General features: G+C 63.8%; 20 protein-coding genes. 9 read left to right on the top strand and 11 right to left on the bottom strand.

The window, feature by feature from the left end:
• Positions 1-3 precede the first annotated feature (3 nt).
• On the top strand, positions 4-579 hold the full coding sequence (locus IEW01_RS01490; RefSeq protein ID WP_188525831.1) for a hypothetical protein: 576 nt from the start codon (positions 4-6) through the stop codon (positions 577-579).
• A gap of 33 nt (positions 580-612) precedes the next feature.
• On the opposite strand, the gene IEW01_RS01485 is transcribed toward IEW01_RS01490, so the two are convergent.
• Positions 613-993: a DUF8846 family protein gene (locus IEW01_RS01485; protein WP_438810806.1), complete on the bottom strand. Its 381-nt coding sequence runs from the start codon at positions 991-993 to the stop codon at positions 613-615.
• A 223-nt stretch (positions 994-1,216) separates the two neighbouring features.
• On the opposite strand from IEW01_RS01485, the gene IEW01_RS01480 reads away from it, so the two are divergent.
• Positions 1,217-2,545 carry an NAD(P)/FAD-dependent oxidoreductase gene (locus IEW01_RS01480; protein ID WP_188525830.1) on the top strand — a complete coding sequence of 443 codons (1,329 nt, stop codon included), beginning with the start codon at positions 1,217-1,219 and terminating at the stop codon, positions 2,543-2,545.
• Positions 2,546-2,559: 14 nt separating this feature from the next.
• The gene (locus IEW01_RS01475; protein WP_188525829.1) at positions 2,560-2,913 is read left to right on the top strand and encodes a DUF5368 domain-containing protein; all 354 of its coding nucleotides are present in this window, start codon (positions 2,560-2,562) and stop codon (positions 2,911-2,913) included.
• A 98-nt stretch (positions 2,914-3,011) separates the two neighbouring features.
• Here IEW01_RS01475 and dapD read toward each other — a convergent pair whose 3' ends face one another.
• The gene (gene dapD / locus IEW01_RS01470) at positions 3,012-3,839 is read right to left on the bottom strand and encodes a 2,3,4,5-tetrahydropyridine-2,6-dicarboxylate N-succinyltransferase (RefSeq protein ID WP_188525828.1); all 828 of its coding nucleotides are present in this window, start codon (positions 3,837-3,839) and stop codon (positions 3,012-3,014) included.
• Positions 3,840-3,932: 93 nt separating this feature from the next.
• On the opposite strand from dapD, the gene IEW01_RS01465 reads away from it, so the two are divergent.
• Positions 3,933-4,781 (top strand): LOG family protein, encoded by an 849-nt coding sequence (locus IEW01_RS01465; RefSeq protein ID WP_188525827.1) that lies wholly within the window; start codon positions 3,933-3,935, stop codon positions 4,779-4,781.
• Positions 4,782-4,789: 8 nt separating this feature from the next.
• On the opposite strand, the gene IEW01_RS01460 is transcribed toward IEW01_RS01465, so the two are convergent.
• The 4 genes from IEW01_RS01460 to IEW01_RS01445 all read right to left on the bottom strand — a co-directional run bounded on the left by IEW01_RS01460 (position 4,790) and on the right by IEW01_RS01445 (position 7,400).
• A complete protein-coding gene (locus IEW01_RS01460; protein WP_188525826.1) occupies positions 4,790-5,233 on the bottom strand; it encodes a ribbon-helix-helix protein, CopG family in 444 nt (147 codons plus the stop codon).
• Positions 5,234-5,282: 49 nt separating this feature from the next.
• A complete protein-coding gene (locus tag IEW01_RS01455; RefSeq protein WP_188525825.1) occupies positions 5,283-5,480 on the bottom strand; it encodes a hypothetical protein in 198 nt (65 codons plus the stop codon).
• Positions 5,481-5,579: 99 nt separating this feature from the next.
• Positions 5,580-6,776, bottom strand: a complete 1,197-nt coding sequence (gene rlmN / locus IEW01_RS01450) for a dual-specificity RNA methyltransferase RlmN (protein ID WP_188525824.1) — start codon at positions 6,774-6,776, stop codon at positions 5,580-5,582.
• Between the two features lie 102 nt (positions 6,777-6,878).
• Complete coding sequence (locus tag IEW01_RS01445; RefSeq protein WP_188525823.1) at positions 6,879-7,400, bottom strand: invasion associated locus B family protein; 522 nt, start codon at positions 7,398-7,400, stop codon at positions 6,879-6,881.
• Between the two features lie 177 nt (positions 7,401-7,577).
• On the opposite strand from IEW01_RS01445, the gene IEW01_RS01440 reads away from it, so the two are divergent.
• Both IEW01_RS01440 and radC read left to right on the top strand, forming a co-directional pair.
• Positions 7,578-8,579 carry an asparaginase gene (locus IEW01_RS01440; protein WP_188525822.1) on the top strand — a complete coding sequence of 334 codons (1,002 nt, stop codon included), beginning with the start codon at positions 7,578-7,580 and terminating at the stop codon, positions 8,577-8,579.
• A 48-nt stretch (positions 8,580-8,627) separates the two neighbouring features.
• Positions 8,628-9,398, top strand: coding sequence for a RadC family protein (gene radC / locus IEW01_RS01435; RefSeq protein ID WP_188525821.1), 771 nt, complete (start codon positions 8,628-8,630; stop codon positions 9,396-9,398).
• A 29-nt stretch (positions 9,399-9,427) separates the two neighbouring features.
• Here radC and IEW01_RS01430 read toward each other — a convergent pair whose 3' ends face one another.
• From IEW01_RS01430 to secA, 3 genes are all read right to left on the bottom strand, one after another.
• Complete coding sequence (locus IEW01_RS01430) at positions 9,428-10,987, bottom strand: phosphate ABC transporter substrate-binding/OmpA family protein (RefSeq protein ID WP_188525820.1); 1,560 nt, start codon at positions 10,985-10,987, stop codon at positions 9,428-9,430.
• A 20-nt stretch (positions 10,988-11,007) separates the two neighbouring features.
• On the bottom strand, positions 11,008-12,255 hold the full coding sequence (locus tag IEW01_RS01425; protein WP_188525819.1) for a hypothetical protein: 1,248 nt from the start codon (positions 12,253-12,255) through the stop codon (positions 11,008-11,010).
• Positions 12,256-12,460: 205 nt separating this feature from the next.
• A complete protein-coding gene (secA, locus tag IEW01_RS01420) occupies positions 12,461-15,172 on the bottom strand; it encodes a preprotein translocase subunit SecA (protein WP_188525818.1) in 2,712 nt (903 codons plus the stop codon).
• Positions 15,173-15,347: 175 nt separating this feature from the next.
• Between secA and IEW01_RS01415 the strand changes: the two genes are divergently transcribed.
• From IEW01_RS01415 to IEW01_RS01405, 3 genes are read left to right on the top strand one after another with little or no spacing between them, the layout of a single operon-like run.
• Positions 15,348-16,208 carry a peptidylprolyl isomerase gene (locus tag IEW01_RS01415; protein WP_188525817.1) on the top strand — a complete coding sequence of 287 codons (861 nt, stop codon included), beginning with the start codon at positions 15,348-15,350 and terminating at the stop codon, positions 16,206-16,208.
• Positions 16,209-16,229: 21 nt separating this feature from the next.
• Positions 16,230-17,534: a bifunctional glutamate N-acetyltransferase/amino-acid acetyltransferase ArgJ gene (gene argJ, locus IEW01_RS01410; RefSeq protein WP_188525816.1), complete on the top strand. Its 1,305-nt coding sequence runs from the start codon at positions 16,230-16,232 to the stop codon at positions 17,532-17,534.
• Positions 17,531-17,929: a (deoxy)nucleoside triphosphate pyrophosphohydrolase gene (locus IEW01_RS01405; RefSeq protein ID WP_188525815.1), complete on the top strand. Its 399-nt coding sequence runs from the start codon at positions 17,531-17,533 to the stop codon at positions 17,927-17,929. Before argJ ends, IEW01_RS01405 begins: the two co-directional genes overlap by 4 nt.
• 145 nt (positions 17,930-18,074) lie before the next feature.
• Here the strand turns inward: IEW01_RS01405 and infB are convergent, their stop codons facing one another.
• Both infB and IEW01_RS01395 read right to left on the bottom strand, forming a co-directional pair.
• Entirely contained in the window at positions 18,075-20,576 is a 2,502-nt protein-coding gene (gene infB / locus IEW01_RS01400) for a translation initiation factor IF-2 (RefSeq protein WP_188525814.1), read from the bottom strand.
• Positions 20,573-21,208, bottom strand: coding sequence for an RNA-binding protein (locus IEW01_RS01395; protein WP_188525813.1), 636 nt, complete (start codon positions 21,206-21,208; stop codon positions 20,573-20,575). Before IEW01_RS01395 ends, infB begins: the two co-directional genes overlap by 4 nt.
• Positions 21,209-21,216: the final 8 nt, after the last annotated feature.

Genomic DNA, 21,216 nt, shown 5'->3' with positions numbered 1-21,216 from the left:
GACATGCGCAAGCCCTTTTCGTTTTTTCCGCTGATCCTTGCCCTGCCGCTTGCGGCCTGTTTCGACGTGGAACTCTCGCTCGACTTTCCGGGTGAAGACCGGGCCGAGGCGACGATGATCATGGTTGCCACCCCCGACTTCTACGCCATGACCACCTCGACCGGCGAAGACTTCTGCGAAGGCGAGGAATCGATGCGCGAAAACGGCGATCACGTCTGCACCGAAACCAAGTCGGGAACGGTCGACGAGATCATGAGCGACCCGGACTTCGGCGATGGCATGATCATCGAACGCCGCGATGGCGGGCTGATCTACGTCGCCTTCGATCTTGGCGACATTTCCGACGACATCGCGCCGCCCGAGGAAGAAGGGGGCGACGAGATGATCGCGATGATGCGCGAGGCATTCGAGGGACATGCGATCACTCTCAGGGTCTCCGGCGACGAGATCGTCGAAACCAACGGAACGATCTCCGAAGACGGCACCACCGCGGTTTACGAGATTCCCCTCTCGCTCGCGCTCGACGGCGGGGCAAGCCTGCCCGAGACGTTCAATGTCTTGTTGAACCCCGGCCGGTAAACGCAGCCTTGTCCACCCGCCGGTGAAGGCCGGCTACGAGGTGGTCTTGGTTTCGTTGAAGAAGGGCGTCATCTGCGCCACGATCACGGCATTTTCGGCGAGCGCGCGAGCCATCAGTTCGCGCTCCTCGTCCGAGATGTCATGCCCGTCTGCGAGGCGCTCATCGAGAGTGCCGTAGCCGGAAACATCGAGCGGCGCGAGATCGGCCTGCTTCAGGATCGCAACCGTCTCGCGCACCGCTTCCGCCTCGTCCACGCCACTGGCGTAGCACATCAGCGCGGCGCCGGTTGCCCCTTCTGGAAGGCCATCCCCAGTCTTGCGCCCCACCTCGACGAGCAGGGTATAGACCTGTTGGCGGCTCACGTTCGTCTCGCGCTTGGTCAAGTGGCTGGCCTTTCGTGCTGTCGTGTCCACCTACAGCGAAAGACAAGGCTCCGCAATTGATCGCGGGCGGGAAGGATCTCGGACATTGGCATGCTTTCTCGCCCGGCAGGGTACGATCGCTGTGCGACAATTTGCCGGGGATCGTCGCCTTGCCTCGGAACACTATAGTATACATTCCTAAATGAGAATGTTTCCTCGCGCCAGCTGTGGCAACGGGATTCTTTGCGCGAACAGGATCGGAAGGAGTTTCCGCATGTCGGATTTGATGCGCATGGCAACGTCACGCCGTGGATTCATGGGCCTTGGCATGGCCGGGTTGGCCGCGGCCGTGGCCGGAACGCCCGCCCAGGCGGCAAAGGTGTCCACCCGGGCCCGGATCGTGATCATCGGCGCAGGTGCTGCCGGCACCGCGATCGCGAACCGCCTCGTCGATCGCCTCGATGGGGCCGAGATCACCCTTGTCGACGGACGCAAGCAACACCTCTATCAGCCGGGCCTGTCGCTCGTCGCCGCCGGTCTGAAGCCGGCTGGATACGTGACGTCGCAGACGACCGACTGGCTGCCTTCGGGCGTAACGCTGGTGGCCGAACGGGCCGCCGGCATCGACCCGGAAGCCAAGATCGTGAGCACCGAAGGCGGGCAGAAACTCGCCTACGACTACCTCATCGTCGCACCGGGTCTCGTGCTGGACTATGACGCGATCGAAGGGTTCTCGCTCGACATGGTCGGGCAGAACGGGATCGGGTCGCTCTACGCCGGGCCGGAATATGCCGCCAAGACGTGGGACGCCGCGCAGAAGTTCACCGAGGAAGGTGGCGTCGCGCTGATGATGCGTCCCGAGACCGAGATGAAATGCGCGGGCGCCCCGCTCAAGCACGCGTTTCTCATCGACGACATCGCGCGCCGCACCGTTGGCGAGGGCAAGTATGAGATCAACTACGCGGCCCCGCAGGGCGCGCTGTTCGGCGTGCCGATCGTGGCTGAAAAGGTGCGTATGCTCTTCGACGACCGCGGCATTAGCAGCCACATGGGCCACACGATGAAATCGGTCGACGCCGACCGCAAGCGCGCCACCTTCGAGACGAAGGTGGGCGACAAGGTTTCGACGGTCGAGCTTCCCTACGATTACCTGCACGTGATCCCGCCGCAGCGCGCACCCGACATGATCCGCGAGTCGGGCCTCAGCTGGAGCGACAGGTGGGTCGACCAGGGCTGGGTCGAATGCGACCCGCAGACGATGCGCCACCGCCGTTATCCCGAGATCTTCGCTCTGGGCGACGTGGCGGGCGTACCGAAAGGCAAGACGGCGGCCTCGGTCAAGTTCCAGGTTCCGGTCGTCGAGGATCACCTCGTCGCCGCGATCGAGGGCAAGGAAGGCACCGCCACCTATGACGGCTACACCTCCTGTCCGCTGATCACCCGGGTGGGCCGGGCGATGCTGATCGAGTTCGACTACAAGAACAATCTTGTGCCGTCGTTCCCCGGCGTGATCGCGCCCCTCGAAGAGCTTTGGATCAGCTGGTTGATGAAGGAAATCGCGCTGAAAGCCACCTACAACGCCATGCTGCGCGGCAAGGCCTGAGAAAGGGCACGACAATGAACGAACTGACACTGGAAACCATGATCGCCGTGTTCGAGGAGATGTTCGGACGCGGGCTGTTCTGGGCGATGGTCGCGGTCGCGGCCGTCATCACCGCCGCCTACGTGTTCGTGCTGGTGCGCGACCGCGCAATGTCGATGAGGAAATTCCTCTGGGCGCAGCTGTCGATGCCCTTCGGGGCCATCGCGGCGGTGCTGTTCGTGCAGGGGATCACCGATTCGGGTTTCCGCGATATCGGCGGGCCGGTTGACCTGATCGTGCTGCTCGGCGTCGCGGCGCTGGGCGCGGGCGGGCTTTCGATCCTCGTCTACACCGCGCAATCGCTGGTGCGCGGCAAGGTCAGCGAATAATCGGAACGCTGCGAGAACGAAAACCGCCCCGGCCTGGACCGGGGCGGTTTTTCATGCCGCTTGAACGGCCTATGTTCGCGGCCGCGCTGCGCCCTGCGTCAGTCGCGCAGGAGCTCGTTGATCGCGGTCTTGGAGCGGGTGCGCTCGTCGACCCGCTTCACGATCACGGCGCAGTAGAGGTTCACCCCGTTTTTCGAGGGCATTGAACCGGACACGACCACCGAATAGGGCGGCACTTCACCATAGAAGACCTCGCCCGACTCCCGGTCGACGATCTTGGTCGATTTGCCGATGAACACGCCCATCCCGAGCACCGAGCCCTCGCGCACGATGCAGCCCTCGACCACCTCCGAACGCGCGCCGATGAAGCAATTGTCTTCGATGATGGTGGGGCCGGCCTGCATCGGCTCCAGCACGCCGCCGATGCCGACGCCACCTGAAAGGTGCACGTTCTTGCCGATCTGGGCGCAGGAGCCGACGGTGGCCCAGGTATCAACCATCGTGCCCTCGTCGACGTGGGCACCGAGATTGACGAAAGACGGCATCAGAACCACACCGGGGGCAATGTAGGCCGAGCGGCGCACCACGGCATTGGGCACGGCCCGGAAGCCCGCGGCGGCGAAGTCATCATCGCCCCAGCCGGCGAACTTGCTGTCGACCTTGTCCCACCAGCCGCTGCCCTGCGGGCCGCCGGACTGGAATTCCATGCTCTTGATGCGGAAGCCGAGGAGCACGGCCTTCTTGGCCCATTGGTTCACGTTCCAATCGCCGTTCGCTTGCCGTTCGGCCACCCGCAAGGCGCCGCTGTCGAGCGCGTTCAGCGTGTCTTCGATGGCTTCGCGCGTTTCGCCGGTGGTCTCGGGCGTGATCGTATCGCGCGCCTCCCAGGCGGCTTCGATCGCGGCTTCCAGTTGGGCGTTCGACATGTGCTCTCCCCCCGAATTCGGTTCAGTCCTGTGTTTCGCACGGCTATAAGGGCTGAAACTCAAGCGCGCAATGCGGCAAGAGAGGATGGGCAGATGAGCGAAGAAAACCGGAGCCACCCGTTTCGGCATTCCGGACAGGACAGGCAGGCCGCGCACGAAACCCCCGACACGCCACAGACCCGCTCACCATCGTATCGGCTCGCCTTCGACGACCTCGATTTCCTGTTGCGTGACGAGCTTCGTCCGGTTCGGCTCCAGCTCGAACTGCTGAAACCCGAACTCATCATGCAGGAACTCGGGATCGAATCGACCGTGGTGCTTTTTGGTGGCGCGCGGATTCCGCGGCCCGAGAACAAGGATAACGCCGCGACGAAGACCCTTGCCGATCTCAGCCACTACTACGACGAGGCCCGGCGGTTCGCGCGGCTGATCTCGATGCAGTCGAAGGATCACGACCATCGCTGCAAGGTGATCGTTTCGGGCGGCGGCCCGGGGGTGATGGAGGCGGCCTCGCGCGGCGCGCACGATGTTGGCGGCAAATGCGTCGGCCTCAACATCGTACTTCCGCATGAACAGGCCCCCAACGAATGGGTCACGCCGGAACTCTGCTTCAACTTCCACTACTTCGCCATTCGCAAGATGCACTTCCTGATGCGGGCGGAGGCGATCGTGTGTTTTCCCGGCGGCTTCGGCACGCTCGACGAGATGTTCGAAAGCCTCACCCTGATCCAGACCAAGCGGATGCGCGCGGTGCCGGTGATCCTGTTCGGGCGCGCCTTCTGGGAGAAGATCATCAACTGGGAGGCGCTCGCCGAGGCCGGCACGATCAGCCGGGAGGACCTCGATCTGTTCGAGTTCGTTGAAACCGCCGAAGAGGCCGTGGCGATCATCAACGCCTGGGAGAGCAAGTGCGAGATGAGGGCGGCCAACGGCGACGTCTGAGGGCCGGCTCAGGTTTTCACGTAAACCGGCACTTCGCGGATACGGTCGAGCAGCCAGGTGTGGCTATGGCCGGGGAACGGCTGGGAAAACCGCTTGAGCAGCGTGGGATAGCCAAAGCCGATCTCCGATGTGCGGCAGAGGAAGCGGCCGGAAATCACCTCGTGCAGCGCCAACCCGCCGCCGGATTCCCGCAAGGTGTAGCCCTTGGCGATGAGCCGGTCGCGCAGATCCGACCAGCCTTGCGCCGCTTCGAAATCTTCGCTGATGCGCGCGCGGACCGGGGCCAGCATCCGCTGATCGACACGGGGCGGCGTGCGCAACGCATCGCGGCGGCGAATCTCGCGCTCGATGGCCCAGCGGATAACCTGGCCCACGGAAACATCATCGCCCCGCGCCAACCCCTCGAGCCGCGCCATCATTTCCGCAGGCAGTTTGAACGACACCGATTCCATGCCGCCAGTCTGGCGGAAAATCGGTTTCTTCCCGGTTAACCAGCCCGCGTCAGGCGACGAGTTCCTGCGGCACCGGGCAAACGACCCGGTTGCGTGGCAACTTCGCGATCGCCAGCCCCTCGTCTGTCTTGACGATCGCGAACCCGAAGGCGGCGAGGCGCCGCTTCCACTGGCGATGGGTCTTGACGCGTTCACGCTGATCGCGAACGAAGGCGACGATCTCGTCGATTTCCGACTTGTACGACATGGTTCTGCCCCATTGTTTCCGGTCGAGAACAGATCAACGGAAAACTTGGGCAACAATACAGCCGATTGCGGGAAATCCTGTGAAACCGCGAAGTTGCGGTCAGCGCGACGCCGCTCCCGCCTCAGCGTCTATCTCGCGGCGGCTCTTGCGGCCGCGCTCCGTGGCAGATTTGAGCTGGCCACAGGCCGCCATGATGTCTTCCCCGCGCGGCGTGCGGATCGGGCTTGCATAGCCGGCCTTGTAGATGATGTCGGCGAACCGGTGGATGCGGTTGTTCGACGATCGCTTGTAGGGTGCGCCGGGCCATTCGTTGAACGGAATCAGGTTGATCTTGGCGGGAATGCCGTCAATCAGCTGCACCAGGCGGCGGGCATCGTCCTCGGTATCGTTCACGCCTTCGAGCATCACGTATTCAAAGGTGATCCGCTCGGAGTTGGACAGCTTCGGATAAGCCCGGAGAGCCTCGAGCAGCTCGGCGATGTTCCACTTCTTGTTGATCGGCACGAGCTTGTCGCGCACCTCGTCGGTGGTGGCGTGAAAGCTGATGGCGAGCATGCAGCCGATTTCTTCACCGGCGCGGGCGATCTCGGGCACAACGCCGGAGGTCGACAGGGTGATGCGACGGCGCGAGAGGCTGATGCCCTCACCATCCATCGCGATCTTCATCGCGTCGCGCACCGCCTCGAAGTTGTAGAGCGGCTCGCCCATGCCCATCAGCACGATGTTGGAAACGAGGCGCGGGCGCTCGCCCATGCCCTCACCGGGCTTGACCCAATCGCCAAGGTCATCGCGCGCCAGCATGATCTGGCCGACGATCTCGGCAGCGGTGAGGTTGCGAACGAGTTTCTGCGTGCCAGTGTGGCAGAACGAACAGGTGAGCGTGCAGCCAACCTGGCTGGAGACGCACAGCGTGCCGCGATCTTCCTCGGGGATATAGACAACCTCGACCTCGTGCCCCCCGGCGATGCGCACGAGATACTTGCGGGTGCCATCTTCCGAAACCTGCCGGGTCACGATTTCGGGCACCCGGATCTCGAAGGCCCCGGCCAGCATCGCACGGTAGTCCTTGGCGAGGTTGGTCATCGCGTCGAAATCGCGCACGCCTTTCTGGTAGATCCATTGCCAGACCTGGCCGACGCGCATCTTCGCCTGTTTCTCGGGCGTTCCCGCGGCAATCAGGGCCGCGCGCATCTCGTCGCGGGTGAGGCCCACGAGGTTGATCTTGCCGGTCGGCTCGCCATCCTTGCGAGCGATGGCGAGCACATCCTGGGTGATCGGGGCGGTCGGCGTGTTCATGGGGTAATCCTTGCGCTTTCACGCCCATATAGGCGATTGCGCGGCGGTTTCAAAAGAAAACGCCCCGGCGCGGGGCCGGGGCAATCGGGATTTCCGATCGGCTTACTGGCAGCGTTCAGACGCGTCGTCCACCGCGGCCGTGAAGCCAAGAAGCGAGAATGTATCCTCGGTCCGGGTGCCCCGGGAGGAAACGCCGACGGCCACGGCATCGGCGCCGCGCTTCATCGCGTCGATGATCTTGGGATCATCTTCCGGGCTTGCCCAGGCCCACTCGCCGTCAGTGAAAAGTTGGAAGGTCTGGCCACCAATCGTCAGCGCCACGGTCGAGTCGGGCTGGAACGGGTAACCCCCCGTGAAGCTCACCTCGCCCTTCGCGTCGTTTCCGGGCCGGTAACTGACGAACAACAAGACATCGCCGCGGCGCACCGCAACAACCTCACCACCTCGCGTGTTCACCATTTCCTTGGGCTTGGAAACGCCCCAGCATTCCTTCGGGTCTCCCTCGACGAAAACGCTCCAATCGGTGTTCGCGGCAACCCGGTTGGTGCTCTCCTGTGCCGCCGCTGCGCCGGCGGCAATCGAGAATGCCGCGATGCAGAGGCCCCGTGCGAGATTTGAAAACATGTTCTAACAGCCTCCAGCCGTTCCTGCCTCTTGGCCCTTGCGTCATCCCGTCTTAAGCGGTCTTGTCGCAGCGCGGGCCCCGTTCCCATCTGCGGGGCACATTAGCGCAACATACCCGGATCATGAAAGCCCCGTTGGCGGAAAACCGCGCGTTCCCCAAGGGGTGAAGGAGGAACCATGGGGGAACCCGTAAAGCTGACCGAAATCTGGCGTGGCGACCGGATTGAATCACTGCATCTTGGGCATGCCGTCATCTGTGAGCCGGGCGGCGAGATCGTCAAGGCCTGGGGCGACCCGGAAGTGGTGATCTACCCACGGTCGTCGGCCAAGATGATTCAGGCCTTGCCGCTGGTGGAAAGCGGCGCGGCGGATGCGGCGGGGTTGACGAGCGAACAGCTTGCCTTGGCCTGCGCCTCGCATAACGGCGCGCATATTCATACCGATCGCGTGGCGCATTGGCTGACCGACCTCGGGCTTGCGGACGATGATCTTCGCTGCGGCGCGCATATGCCAGCCGATCCCGTCGCCGCGAAGGAGATCACCTGTTCGGATGCGAAACCGCGCCAAGTCCACAACAATTGCTCGGGCAAGCACGCGGGCTTTCTCACGCTCACGCGTCATCTCGGGGCGGGCCCGGAGTATCTCGAGATCGACCACCCGGTTCAGGTGGCCATCCGCGCCGCTTGGGAAGATCTGACCGGCGAACCGGTGCGCGGGTGGGCGATCGACGGTTGCTCCGCGCCGAACTTCGCCAGCTCGCTTCATGGCATCGCCCGCGCAATGGCCTTTTTCGCCGGCGCCCGGGCCGATGCGGACAACCCGCGCGAACGTGCCGCCGCGCGACTGCGCGATGCGATGGCCGCGCATCCCGAGTTGGTGGCCGGCGAAGGCCGGGCCTGCACCGGATTGATGCGCGCTATGGAAGGGCGCGTGGCGATCAAGACCGGCGCCGAGGCCGTGTTCGTGGCCATGGTGCCGGAAAAGAGGCTCGGCATCGCGCTCAAGATCACCGATGGCGCAACCCGGGCGTCCGAGGCAACGATCGCGGCGCTCCTGGTTCGGCTCGGCGTGCTCGACCCGGACCACGAGGAAACGAAGAAGGTGCTGAACGCGCCGATCCGCAACTGGCGCGGGACCGTGACAGGCCATATCAGACCCGTTCAAGGGCTGACGGGCTGACGGGCTGACGTTAACCATTGATTCATCTTGCGCCGCCAATCTGCCGGCATGGCCCTGTTCGAATCACACCTGTCGGAAATGCCGCTGCCGCTGTTCGAGACGGAAGAGGCCCCGGCTGTGCCCGTCGCGGCGCCGAAGGGGCGGCTGCCCTCCTACATCGGCGACCATCGCAAGCGCTTGCGTGCGCGCTTCATGGAGGGCGGCGCCGATGCCCTGCCGGATTACGAGATGCTCGAACTCGTGCTCTTCAGGGCAATCCCCCGGCAGGACGTGAAGCCCCTCGCCCGCGCCCTGCTTGATCGGTTCGGCGATTTCAACGGCGTGGTTTCGGCTTCACGGAACCGGCTCGTGGAAGTTGGCGGTGTTGGCGAAGCGGTGGTGGCCGAGCTCAAGATCGTCGAGGCGGCGGCACAAAGGCTGGCGCGGGCACGCGTGATCCGGCGCGATGTGATCTCGTCGTGGGAGGCGCTACTGGATTATTGCCATACCACGATGGCCCATCGCGATATCGAGCATTTCCGGGTGTTGTTTCTCGACCGGCGCAACACCCTGATCGCCGACGAGGAACAGGCGCGCGGCACGGTGAACCATGTTCCGGTCTATCCGCGCGAGGTGGCAAAACGGGCGCTGGAGCTGAACGCTTCGGCCCTGATCCTTGTGCATAACCATCCTTCGGGCGATCCCACCCCTTCCGACAGCGATGTGACCATGACCGCGCGGATCCAGGCCGCCGCCGAAGCACTGGATATCACCCTGCACGATCACCTCATCATCGGCAGATCGCAGGAACTGAGCTTTCGCGAGGCGGGCTATTTGTGAAGGCCGGGGCCGCGTGGGCAAACCGGCGATCAGTCGACCCAGATTTCTACCCGCCGGTTCACCCGGCGGCCCCATCCGGTATCGTCGCAAGCCATCGGCAAAGCCTCGCCAAACCCGTCGGCCGCGAGCGCGACGCGGGAGCGGTCAAAGACTTCCGTTTCGCCGAGCACCGCTGACATCACCGCTTCCGCGCGACGTTGCGAGAGATCGCGGTTGATCTCCGCCGTGCCCTCACCATCGCTGAAACCGACGAAGGTGAGCCGCCGGCCATCATACGCGCCCGCCTCCAGCGCCGCGGCGAGGAGCGCGAGGTTCGCGCGGGAAGGAACGTCGAGCACCGTCGAACCACCGAGGAACCGGAAGGTCAGGGTCACCCGGCGCTTACCATTGAACAGCGCCATCATGCGCTGGAGTTCATCAAGGCTCACCTCGGGCCCGGCAGAACGGATCGCGTTGCCGAGCCGCGCACCCTGCTCCGAGATCGGGATCTCGGTGAAGGTCTGATCGACAAAGCCGACGCGCCGGGTCACGAGCTGGGCGCTCCCGGTGCGCATATAGCCGAGGAAATCACGGGCAAGCTTTGGCAGCCGGCGCCCGGGCAGGTAGAGATACATCGGCGTCGTCAGCGGGTAATCGCCCGCCTTTATGCTCTCGGAAGTGGCGGCGACCTCGTAGCCACAGGCACCGGTGAGGGTTACCACATCGGCCAGGCCAGACTGCGAGAAGGTGGATATGCCGATGCCGAACGGGTCTTCGGAAATGGCGTCAACCAGGCCGCGCACCGTGCCGTGCAGGCGAAGATCGGGCGAAAGGCCAACCTCGTTCGAGGCGATCACCCGGGCGATGAAGAGTTGAGCGATATCGCCGTCCGGGTCTGTCAGGTGCAGCGTGATCGGCGCTTCTTCCCCGCCGAGCTCCGACCAGCGGGTGATCCGGCCGGCAAATATGTCGGCCAGTTGCTGAAGGGTCAGCCTGCGCACCGGGTTGCCCGGAGCAACGATCGGCACGAGGGCGTCTCGCGCGATCACCCGGAATTGCCGCAACCCGCGCAGATCGCCAAGCCCGGCATCGCGCACCAGCGCGCGCTCCTGCGATGACACTTCACGAAGCGAAACCACGATATCGGCCTGCTCGCCCAGAAGGTCGGCGAAACCTTCGGCCGAGGAGGTGAGTCGCACGGTGATCTCGGCCGCTTCGGTGCCACCGGATTCGTCGTACAAACGGTAAAGCAGGCCGGTGCCGGGCAGGGTTTCGCGCGCGAGGGCGTAGCCCGTGTTGAGCGCAAAGCCCTCGATCATGGCCGGGATCAGAACCTCGCCCATCGAACGGGCGCCCGAAATCGTGAAACGGGCTTTGTAGGCGCCCAGCATCGGGCAACCCGGGCCGACGCAATTCACCCCCGATCCATCGACGGTGAGAATGCCGAACTCGGTATCGACCCGGTAGAATTCGCCGTCGAAACCCAACAGCGTGCCGGATATTTCCAGCGCGCCGTCACGCGAGGTGAGGGTGACATCGTCCGCAATTGCCGGGGAAAGCGCCGGAAAAAGAAGAAGTGCGGCGAGGATCGCCGCACGAAGGATTGCCATTCAAGATCCCCGGGTCCGCTTCAGTTGCGGGCGAGTTTCAGCTCTTGGGGCAGGTTTTTCAACACCAGATATTCCCCCACAGCATCGCAGCCCGGCACCGCGATTGAGAGGTTCTCGACGTTTGGCGCGCCGGTGGTATTGCTGCGAAGAATCTGGCCGGAAACCTGTGTGCCGCAGGTGTTTTCCATGACCTGCGCCTCGATCGAGATCTCTGGCCCGGCGTCATCCACCATCAGTCCAGCGGGATAGGTGTAGATATCGGCGGCATAGCCATCTGCGGTGCTTCCGAGAACCGAGACGAAACCGCCCGTGCCCTCGATCGCCAGATCCGACGTACCGGGCTGCTCGGCCCAGACATGCCCCGGCTCGCCATAGAATGCGCCGTTTTCAAGCACGTGCAGTTGCAAACCGGTGGCGCCTTTCCAGACGATCGCAAACCGATCGAAGGTTCCGAAATCGGGCACCCGGGTCTCTGTCGTGCTGTTCTGTCCGTCGTCGAGACGCGCGGTGAAAACGGCGATCTCGGTCATCGCGGGGACGAGAATCATCAGGCTCCCATCTGGCGCGAGCTGTTCGGAAAACCGCAGTTCACCATGGGCGATGCTGACGTCCTCGCCCGAGTGGCAGGGGGCCTCGAAGGTGAGCGCCACCATCGCGGCAGGCTGGGGTTCGGCCGAGAAACTCAGATCGCAGCTCGCCTCGGGTTCAAGCACGGGCGCGGGCGCGGATTGAGTCGGGATTTCGTTGGCGTCGTTCAGCGCCGCGAAGCGGGTCGGGGCGACTTCCTCGTCCTCGGACACGCTTTGCCCGGAATCGGCAACCGCGGTCGCCGGCTCGTCGGCCAGATCGAGAACCGGGTTGGTATCGCCACGGGTGACCTCTTCGCCGGCAGGGTTCGCGTCCGCTTCGGTCGCCTCCGCAGGGGCCGGCTCCGGGGCCATCGCGTCGGTTCCGGCGGCATCCGCTATTGTGGTGGGCTCCTCCGCCGGGATCGGCTCTTGCGCGATAGCCACGACGGCCGGCGCCTCGGCCTCGGTGGGCGCAGGCGTTTCCACGATCGCGGGAGAATCAGAGGTGCGGATCGACGGCCCGACAACGGAGGCGGATGCCGGTATGGAAGCGGTCACCACCGGCGCGGTCTTGCCCGGTTCCTGGGCCGAATCCTGCATGAAATGCCCTGCGGCGCCGGCGATCACGACGGTTGCCACGGCCGTGTAGGCGCGCTTCTTGTCAAACTCCGCCAGCTTTTCTTTCAGATCGGCAAACATCGCGATCTCCCATTCATTCCGTCACCGGGCAATGTCGCGCAGCAATACGCCGAAGAAATGAATAGAAGGTGGCTATTTCCAGTTTTGTTTCTGTTTTAGAAAACAACAGAAGCTATTGAAATAAGGTCGGTTTCAAGGGGTTCGCCAGGTTCTGCCACGTTTGCGTCACGGGCACGCCCCGGGCGCGCCCGCAAGCCGGCCGGTTTCAGAACTTGCCGTGGCAGTGCTTGAATTTCTTGCCCGAGCCGCAGGGGCAGGGATCGTTTCGGCCCGGGTTCCCCCACGTGTTGGGATCGGCCTCGTCAAACCCCGCAACCGACACACCCTTGGGCAGCTCGGACTTTCCGGTGATTTTTTCGGCCGCCTTGCGCTGCGCTTCGGCAAGCGCCTGCTGCTGCTGCAGCATCTGCTGCATCAACTGCTCCTGCTCTTCCTTATTCATCGGACGCACCTGGCCAAGCTTCTGGGTCACCTCGGCCCGCAGCCCGTCGAGCATCCCCTCGAAAAGCTGGAAGGCTTCCGATTTGTATTCGTTGAGCGGATCGCGCTGGGCGTAGCCACGGAACCCGACGACCGAACGCAGATGCTCGAGCGTCAGCAGATGTTCGCGCCACTTTCCGTCGATCGTCTGAAGCAGGATCTGTTTTTCGATCGTGCGCATGGTTTCGGGGCCAAACGCCTCGGCCTTTTCCGCCATCTGCTTCGCAGTGGCCTCATAGAGCCGTTCGCGGATCGCCTCGTCGTCGACACCCTCTTCCTTCGCCCAGTCGATCACCGGCACATCGAGATTGAGTTTCTCGATCACCGCGGCGTGGAGGCCCTCGGTATCCCATTGTTCTGCATAGGTTTTGGGTGGCATGAAGGTTTCGACCAGGTCGTCGATCACCTGGTTGCGCATGTCTTCCGTCACGTCGGAAAGGTCTTCCGCCTCCATGATCTCGCGGCGCTGGCTGAACACCACCTTGCGCTGGTCGTTCATCACGTCGTCGAATTTCAGAAGCTGCTTGCGGATATCGAAGTTGCGCCCTTCGACCTTGCCCTGTGCCCGCTCCAGGCTCTTGTTGACCCAGGGGTGCACGATGGCCTCACCCTCTTTCATGCCGAGCGTCGAGAGCACCTTGTCAAGCCGCTCTGAGCCGAAGATGCGCATCAGGTCGTCATCGAGCGAGAGGAAGAAGGCCGAGCGGCCCGGATCGCCCTGGCGGCCCGAGCGGCCGCGCAGCTGGTTGTCGATCCGGCGGCTTTCATGGCGTTCCGTGGCGAGCACGAAAAGCCCGCCTGCTTCCTTCACCTTGGCTTCCTCTTCGGCGTGCTCGGCTTCGATCCGGGCGCGCACTTCGTCTGGGTTGGCATCCGGATCGGCGGCGAGGGCTTCGAGCACCTTCATCTCGACGTTGCCGCCGAGTTTGATGTCGGTGCCGCGGCCAGCCATGTTGGTAGCGATGGTCACCGCGCCGAGTTTGCCCGCGTCGCCGACGATCTGGGCTTCCTGTTCGTGCTGTCGGGCGTTGAGCACGTTATGGGTAATGCCTTCCTTCGTCAGGAGATCGGACAGAAACTCCGATTTCTCGATCGACGTGGTGCCGACGAGCACGGGCTGGCCCTTCTCGTGGGATGCCTTGATCTCTTCGACGATCGCCGCGTATTTCTCCTGCGCCGTGCGATAGACGGCATCATGTTCGTCGATCCGGGCGATCGGCAGGTTGGTTGGCACCTCGACCACGCCGAGCTTGTAGATGTCGTCGAATTCATCGGCTTCGGTAAGCGCGGTGCCGGTCATGCCGGCAAGCTTGTCATAGAGGCGGAAGTAGTTCTGGAAGGTGACCGAGGCGAGGGTGACGTTTTCGGGCTGGATGTTGCAGCCTTCCTTCGCCTCGATGGCCTGGTGCAGCCCTTCCGAAAGACGGCGGCCCGCCATCATCCGGCCGGTGAACTCGTCGATGAGCACAACCTCGCCATTGCGCACGATGTATTCCTTGTCGCGGTGGAACAGCTTGTGCGCGCGCAGGCCCTGGTTGACGTGGTGCACGATGGTCGTGCTCTCGGGGTCGTAGAGGGTTTGTCCCTCGGGCAGCAGGCCGAGTTCGTGCAGGCGCTGCTCGAGGAACTCGTTGCCTTCGTCGGTGAAGGTCACGTTGCGGGTTTTTTCATCGAGCGTGAAGTGATCGTCCTGCACCTCGGGGATGACCTTGTCGATGGTCACGTAAAGCTCGGATCGGTCCTGCGAGGGGCCGGAGATGATCAGCGGTGTGCGCGCTTCGTCGATCAGGATCGAGTCGACCTCGTCGACAATCGCGAAATTGTGCCCACGCTGATACATCTGGTTCAGCTCGGATTTCATGTTGTCGCGCAGGTAATCGAAGCCAAGCTCGTTGTTGGTGGCGTAGGTGATGTCGGCCTGGTAGGCGGCCTGCTTTTCCTGGTCGGGCTGCTGCGGGTAGACGACGCCCGTGGTCATCCCGAGCGCGCCGTAGACCTTGCCCATCCAGTCGGCATCGCGTCGGGCGAGATAGTCGTTCACGGTCACGATGTGAACGCCCTTACCGGTCAACGCGTTGAGATAGGCGGGGAAGGTCGCCACAAGGGTCTTGCCCTCGCCCGTTTTCATCTCGGCGATGTTGCCCTGATGCAGGAAAATCCCTCCCATCAGCTGCACGTCGAAGGCCCGCAGGCCCAGCGCCCGCCGGGCCGCCTCGCGGCAATTGGCGAAAGCCTCGGGCAGGATCGCGTCAAGCGTCTCGCCATCGGCGACGCGCTTTTTGAATTCCTCGGTCTTCTGCTTCAGCCCGTCATCCGACAACGCGTGGAACTCGTCTTCGAGCGCGTTGATCTTCTCGACGGTTGGGCGCGTCGCCTTGATCTTGCGGTCGTTCGGGGAACCAAACACCTTCTTGGCGATTTTTCCGATACCCAGCATATGCACTCCGCTCGATCTGCTCTCTCGTTCACATGATTGCGGGGATCGCTTGCCCGCGCCCGCAAGGCCCCATATCAAGGGCTTGAGAATAGCCCCCGCGAGACCCTTGCGATGTAAGGGCCGGGGTCGGAATAGTCAACGACGCCGGGCAACCGGCACGACCAGAGGAATACCCATGAAAAACTTGGCCAAAACCAACACCCTGCTCGCCAGCGCCGCACTGATGTTTTTCATCGCCGCGCCGCTGACGGCAGAGGACGCGCCAAGCGCTTCGTCCGACACGGTCATCGCCACAGTAAACGGTGAGGCTATCACGCTCGGTCACGTCGTCGCCGCGCGTTTCGCGCTGCCCGAGGAATACCAGGCACTGCCGAACGACGTGCTTCTGCCCGGTCTTGTCGAACAGCTGATCCAGCAGACGGTTCTGGGCCAGGCCATCGACGAGATGAGCCGGCGCGCGCAGATCCAGCTCGACAACGAGCGTCGCGCCATCGTCGCGACGGAGAAGCTCGACGAAGTGATCATGGGCGCGGTTGACGACGCCAAGGTGCAGGCGGCCTACGAAGCGGCCTATGCCGATGCGGAACCGACGCAGGAATGGAATGCTTCGCATATTCTGGTGGAAACCGAAGAAGAAGCGCAGGCGCTGATCGACGAACTGGCAGACGGTGCGGAATTTCCGGCGCTTGCGCAGGAACATTCCACTGGCCCCTCCGGCCCCTCGGGCGGTGAGCTTGGCTGGTTTGGTCCCGGCATGATGGTGGAGCCGTTCGAGACGGCCGTCACCGGGATGCAGGATGGCGACGTGGCTGGCCCGGTTCAGACGCAGTTCGGCTGGCACGTGATCAAGCTCAACGAGTCGCGGATGAAGGGTGCCCCGGCGCTGGAGGAGGTGCGCGGCGATATCGAGGCGCAGCTCGAGAACGATGCGGTGGAACAGGCCCTCGCCACGCTGCTCGAATCGGCCACGATCGAACGCACGGACCTCGAAGGCATTGACCCGAACGTGCTTGGCGACGTTTCGATTCTGGACTGATTGCGGGAAAGGGTCCGGCGAATGGACAAGAAGGCCAAGATCCGCAAGCTCGAGAAGAAAATCGAGAAGCTGAAGGCCCGGCTGGAGACGGCTGAAACGCACACGTCTGCCGTTTCGCCGCTCGCGCCGAAGGATGGCTTTCCCCGCTTGCCGGTCATCGGCGGAGCGCGGTTCGCCGCGGTGCAGGCTGGCGTGCGCTACGCCAAGCGGGTTGACCTGATGCTGGCGGTGCTCGATCCCGGAACCGCGGTTGCCGGGGTTTTCACCCGCTCGGCCACCCGCTCGGCCCCGGTGCTTGATTGCCAGGTCAAGATCGGTAGCGATCCATCGGGCGGAGCGGCCTTTATCGTCAACTCGGGCAACTCCAACGCCTTCACCGGCGCGAGCGGCGAAAAGGCGGTGGCCGCGATTACCGCGGAGGTGGCGCGGGCGACGGGCGTTCCTGAAAACAGGGTCTATTCCGCATCCACAGGCGTCATCGGGGAGCCTTTGCCCTATGAGCGGATCACCTCGCGGATCGAGGAACTGAACGGCACCCTGACGTCCGATGCGATCGAGGTGGCCGCGCGCGCGATCATGACCACCGATACCTACGCCAAGGGCGCGGGTGTGGAGGTGCAGATCGGCGGCAAGACCGTGCGGATCGCGGGGATCGCCAAGGGTTCGGGCATGATCGCCCCCGACATGGCAACGATGCTCGTCTACATCTTCACCGATGCCAAGATCGACCAGGCCCTGTTGCAGGCCGTGCTGGGAGACCTGACCAACCAGACCTTCAACAACATAACCGTCGACAGCGACACATCGACTTCCGACAGCCTGCTGATCGCCGCCACCGGCGCGTCCGGCGTGGAGATCACCGAGGAAACCACGGCCTTCCGCGACGCGCTGAAACGGGTCATGCTCGATCTCGCGCACCAGGTCGTGCGCGATGGCGAAGGCGCGACCAAGTTCATCGAGATCCGGATCACCGGCGCGGCGTCCGACAGCGATGCGCGCACCCATGGCATGGCGATAGCAAATTCTCCCCTGGTGAAAACCGCCATCGCCGGGGAAGATCCGAACTGGGGCCGGATTGTCATGGCGATCGGCAAATCCGGCGCGGCGGCGGAACGAGACAAGCTCGCCATTCATTTCGGCGATATCCTCGTCGCCTCGCAAGGCTGGGTTTCGCCGGCCTATCGTGAGAGCGAGGGGGCGGCCTACATGAGAAACCAGGATCTGGTCATCTCCGTCGACGTTGGGATCGGCGAGGGCGCCGCCACGGTCTGGACCTGCGATCTCACCCACGGCTACATTGCGATCAACGCGGACTATCGGTCGTGAATATCGTTTTGGTTTCGGCCGTCGCGCTGATCGACATCGACGGGCGGGTGCTTCTCGCCCAGCGCCCGGAAGGCAAGGCGATGGCGGGGCTGTGGGAGTTTCCCGGTGGCAAGGTGGAAGACGGCGAAACGCCGGAATCGGCCCTGATCCGGGAGTTGCACGAGGAACTCGGGATCGACACCCGTGCCTCCTGCCTCGCACCGCTTGCTTTTGCCAGCCACAGCTATCCCGATTTCCACCTGCTGATGCCGCTGTTCGCCTGCCGCCGGTGGGAGGGAACGGTGGTGCCGCGCGAGGGGCAGCGGCTTTCCTGGGTCCGCCCGGCGGAGATGCGCAAATTCCCGATGCCCCCCGCTGACGAGCCGCTTATTCCGATCCTCAGAGACTGGCTTTGAACGGGGCTTGCGCGTGACCTCACGGTCCGATCGTTCACCCGAACAAAACGCGCTGGATCGCTGACCTGAAGCGCGCGCCATCGCCGGATCGGGAAAAGAAAAGGGCGCCATCATGGCGCCCTTCCTGTCTGGTTTCCGGCTTGGGTCAGGTGAGCGAGCGCTCGACCTCTTCGCGCTCGAAGATCTCGATGACATCGCCCGGGCGAATATCGTCGTAGTTCTCGAACGCCATGCCGCATTCCTGGCCCGACTGCACTTCCTTGACCTCGTCTTTGAAGCGCTTGAGCGTTTTCAGCGTGCCCTCGTGGACCACCACGTTGTCGCGCAGGAGGCGAACGCCGGCAGAGCGGCGGGCGATACCCTCGGTCACGAGGCAGCCGGCAACCTTGCCCACACCGGACACCTTGAAGACTTCGCGGATCTCGGCATAGCCGATGAAGGTTTCGCGAACTTCCGCTTCGAGCAGGCCGGAAGCGGCCTTTTTCACGTCGTCAACGAGATCGTAGATAACGCTGTAGTAGCGGATCTCGACGCCCTTCTGGTTGGCGCTGTTGCGCGCGGGCGCGTTGGCACGAACGTTGAAGCCGATGATCGGCGCGCCGGAGGCTTCGGCAAGGCCAACGTCGGTTTCGGTGATGGCGCCGACGCCGGAGTGGAGCACGCGCACGCGCACTTCTTCGTTGCCGATCTTTTCCATCGCCTGCACGATCGCTTCGGCCGAACCTTGAACGTCGGCTTTCATGAGGATCGGCAGTTCCTTGACGTTCTCGTTGGCCTTGGCCTGCGCCAGCAACTGTTCGAGAGAGGTTCCGGCACCGGCAGCCGCGCGTTTGTCTTTCGCGGCCTGCTCACGATACTCGGCGATCTCGCGCGCCTGGGCCTCGGTTTCGACCACGTTGAGCACGTCGCCCGCTTCGGGCGTGCCGTTCAGGCCAAGCACCTCGACGGGCACCGACGGCCCGGCTTCCTTGACCCGTTCGCCGCGATCGTTCTCCATCGCGCGAACCTTGCCCCACTGCTCGCCGACGACGAAGATATCGCCCTGCCGCAGCGTGCCCTTCTGCACGAGCACGGTCGCCACCGGACCACGCCCCACGTCAAGTTGGGCTTCGATCACCGCACCTTGCGCCGGGCGGTCGGGATTGGCTTTGAGTTCCAGGATCTCAGCCTGAAGCGCCACCGATTCCAGCAGCGAATCCAGCCCCTGGCCCGATATCGCCGAAACCTCGACATCCTGCACGTCGCCCGAAAGGCCCTCGACGATCACCTCGTATTGCAGAAGCTCGGTGCGCACCTTGTCGGGGTTTGCGTCGGGCTTGTCACACTTGTTGATCGCCACGATCATCGGAACACCGGCGGCCTTCGCATGGTTGATCGCTTCAACGGTCTGCGGCATCACCGAATCGTCGGCGGCGACCACGAGAATCACGATATCGGTCACCTGCGCACCGCGCGCCCGCATCGACGTGAAGGCGGCGTGACCGGGGGTATCGAGGAAGGTCAGCACCTGGCCGCCATCGGTGGTCACCTGGTAGGCGCCGATGTGCTGGGTGATGCCACCCGCCTCGCCCGAGGTCACCTTGGTATTCCGGATCGCGTCGAGCAGCGAGGTCTTGCCGTGGTCAACGTGGCCCATCACGGTAATGACCGCAGGGCGCGGCTTGAGATCATCAGGCTTGTCATCGACGGTGTCGATCACGTCTTCCACGTCGGAATCCGAAACCCGCACGATACGGTGGCCGAACTCTTCCACGATCACTTCCGCCGTATCGGCGTCGATCGACTGGTTCTGTGTCACCATCATGCCCATTTTCATCAAGGCCTTCACCACGTCGGCGACCCGCTCGGCCATCCGGTTGGCAAGTTCCTGCACAACGATGGTTTCCGGTACCTGCACGTCACGCACGACCTTTTCGTGCGACGTGCCACCGCCCATCGCCTTTTGCCGCATCCGCTCCTGCTTGCGACGCATCGCGGCAACCGAACGCTGCCGTCCGCCTTCGCCGCCCGAAAGCGCCTGGTTTAGCGTCAGCTTGCCGGTGCGCCGGCTGCTGTCGTCCTTGGCCGCCTTGCCGCGCGAGGCGCGTTCGTCGGCGCCGCGATCGCGGTCAACCTTGCGGGCCGCAGTCGGCTTCGTGCCGCGCGCCTCGGCCACCTGAGCGGCGGCGGGATCGTCTGCAGCAGCGGCCGCCGGGGCGGCCTTCGCCGCCTCGGACTTGAGACGCTTGCGCTCTTCTTCCTCGGCTTTCGCCTTGGCGGCTTCCGCGCGCTCGCGTTCCTCACGTTCTTTCTCTTCCGCCTCGCGGCGGCGGCGTTCGCGTTCTTCTTCGCGCGCCTTTTCTTCCTCGGCACGACGCCGGTTTTCCTCGGCCTCGTTTGCCCTGGCTGCGGCGAGCGCCTTCATCCGGCGCTCGAGTTCCGCGTCGGAAATGCCGGCTGGCCGTTTGCTGGGGTCAACCCCTGCACCTTGCCCGGTAGAACCGCTGCCCGATCCCGAAGACGCGCCCGGCTTGGGAACGACAACGCGCTTGCGTTTCGTTTCCACCACCACGTTCTTGGTGCGGCCATGGCTGAAGCTCTGCTTCACTTGTCCCGACCGGGCGCCACCACGCAGTCCAAGAGGCTTTTTGCCGTCGTTATCGTTCATTTCGTCTTCGTACCTTTCCGGCGGGCGTTCCCACCGTCTTTCTTGCGCAAGCCCGAGAGCTTTGCGGCTTCCTCTACTACACGTGGCGTGAGTCCACCAGTCGCGAGCGCGCCATGTATCACATTTTCCCGTCCGAATGCCAAACCCAATTCAAGGGCTGTCAAGCAGCCGATGAACCGGTCGTTTTCGCCGGGCGGGCGCAGTTTCGACTTGCCCCGTTCCGAACCGTCTGCCGCCTGGATCAGAACTTCCGCCTGATCCTTTACAAGCCAGTCCTTGACCTTTTCGTAACCTGCGATCGCGGTGCCCGCCTTGCGGGCCAGAGATAACAGCTCCACCACGCGATCCACGAGCGCGGCTTCGACCCGCTGCACGAGGTCGTCGGGCACATCGACAGGTTGTCGGGCAGCCCGGGCGAACAGGTTTTTCGCAACGGCCTTTTCAAGCGCCGCGCGATCTGCCGCAACCCAGATGCCGCGCCCCGGCAGCTTTTCGCGCAAGTCAGGCGCCAAAGCCCCATCGGGGGCAACGACGAAGCGGATGAGCCCATGTTTCGGCTGCACCTCACCCGTTGCGATGCAGCGTCGCTCGGGGCCATCCGCCCGTGGTTTTGGCCGACCGCCTCGGGTCATCTGGCCTT

The sequence above is a fragment of the Sinisalibacter lacisalsi genome (assembly GCF_014640115.1).
Classification (GTDB): domain Bacteria; phylum Pseudomonadota; class Alphaproteobacteria; order Rhodobacterales; family Rhodobacteraceae; genus Sinisalibacter; species Sinisalibacter lacisalsi.
The sequence above is the reverse complement of the archived record's forward strand: the minus strand, read 5'-3'. Positions and strand labels throughout refer to the sequence as shown.

Coding starts and splice junctions, on each gene's coding strand:
- IEW01_RS01490 (WP_188525831.1), top strand. CDS start 4: ATGCGCAAGCCCTTTTCGTTTTTTCCGCTGATCCTTGCCCTGCCGCTT.
- IEW01_RS01480 (WP_188525830.1), top strand. CDS start 1,217: ATGTCGGATTTGATGCGCATGGCAACGTCACGCCGTGGATTCATGGGC.
- IEW01_RS01475 (WP_188525829.1), top strand. CDS start 2,560: ATGAACGAACTGACACTGGAAACCATGATCGCCGTGTTCGAGGAGATG.
- dapD (WP_188525828.1), bottom strand. CDS start 3,839: ATGTCGAACGCCCAACTGGAAGCCGCGATCGAAGCCGCCTGGGAGGCG.
- IEW01_RS01465 (WP_188525827.1), top strand. CDS start 3,933: ATGAGCGAAGAAAACCGGAGCCACCCGTTTCGGCATTCCGGACAGGAC.
- IEW01_RS01460 (WP_188525826.1), bottom strand. CDS start 5,233: ATGGAATCGGTGTCGTTCAAACTGCCTGCGGAAATGATGGCGCGGCTC.
- IEW01_RS01455 (WP_188525825.1), bottom strand. CDS start 5,480: ATGTCGTACAAGTCGGAAATCGACGAGATCGTCGCCTTCGTTCGCGAT.
- rlmN (WP_188525824.1), bottom strand. CDS start 6,776: ATGAACACGCCGACCGCCCCGATCACCCAGGATGTGCTCGCCATCGCT.
- IEW01_RS01445 (WP_188525823.1), bottom strand. CDS start 7,400: ATGTTTTCAAATCTCGCACGGGGCCTCTGCATCGCGGCATTCTCGATT.
- IEW01_RS01440 (WP_188525822.1), top strand. CDS start 7,578: ATGGGGGAACCCGTAAAGCTGACCGAAATCTGGCGTGGCGACCGGATT.
- radC (WP_188525821.1), top strand. CDS start 8,628: ATGGCCCTGTTCGAATCACACCTGTCGGAAATGCCGCTGCCGCTGTTC.
- IEW01_RS01430 (WP_188525820.1), bottom strand. CDS start 10,987: ATGGCAATCCTTCGTGCGGCGATCCTCGCCGCACTTCTTCTTTTTCCG.
- IEW01_RS01425 (WP_188525819.1), bottom strand. CDS start 12,255: ATGTTTGCCGATCTGAAAGAAAAGCTGGCGGAGTTTGACAAGAAGCGC.
- secA (WP_188525818.1), bottom strand. CDS start 15,172: ATGCTGGGTATCGGAAAAATCGCCAAGAAGGTGTTTGGTTCCCCGAAC.
- IEW01_RS01415 (WP_188525817.1), top strand. CDS start 15,348: ATGAAAAACTTGGCCAAAACCAACACCCTGCTCGCCAGCGCCGCACTG.
- argJ (WP_188525816.1), top strand. CDS start 16,230: ATGGACAAGAAGGCCAAGATCCGCAAGCTCGAGAAGAAAATCGAGAAG.
- infB (WP_188525814.1), bottom strand. CDS start 20,576: ATGAACGATAACGACGGCAAAAAGCCTCTTGGACTGCGTGGTGGCGCC.
- IEW01_RS01395 (WP_188525813.1), bottom strand. CDS start 21,208: ATGACCCGAGGCGGTCGGCCAAAACCACGGGCGGATGGCCCCGAGCGA.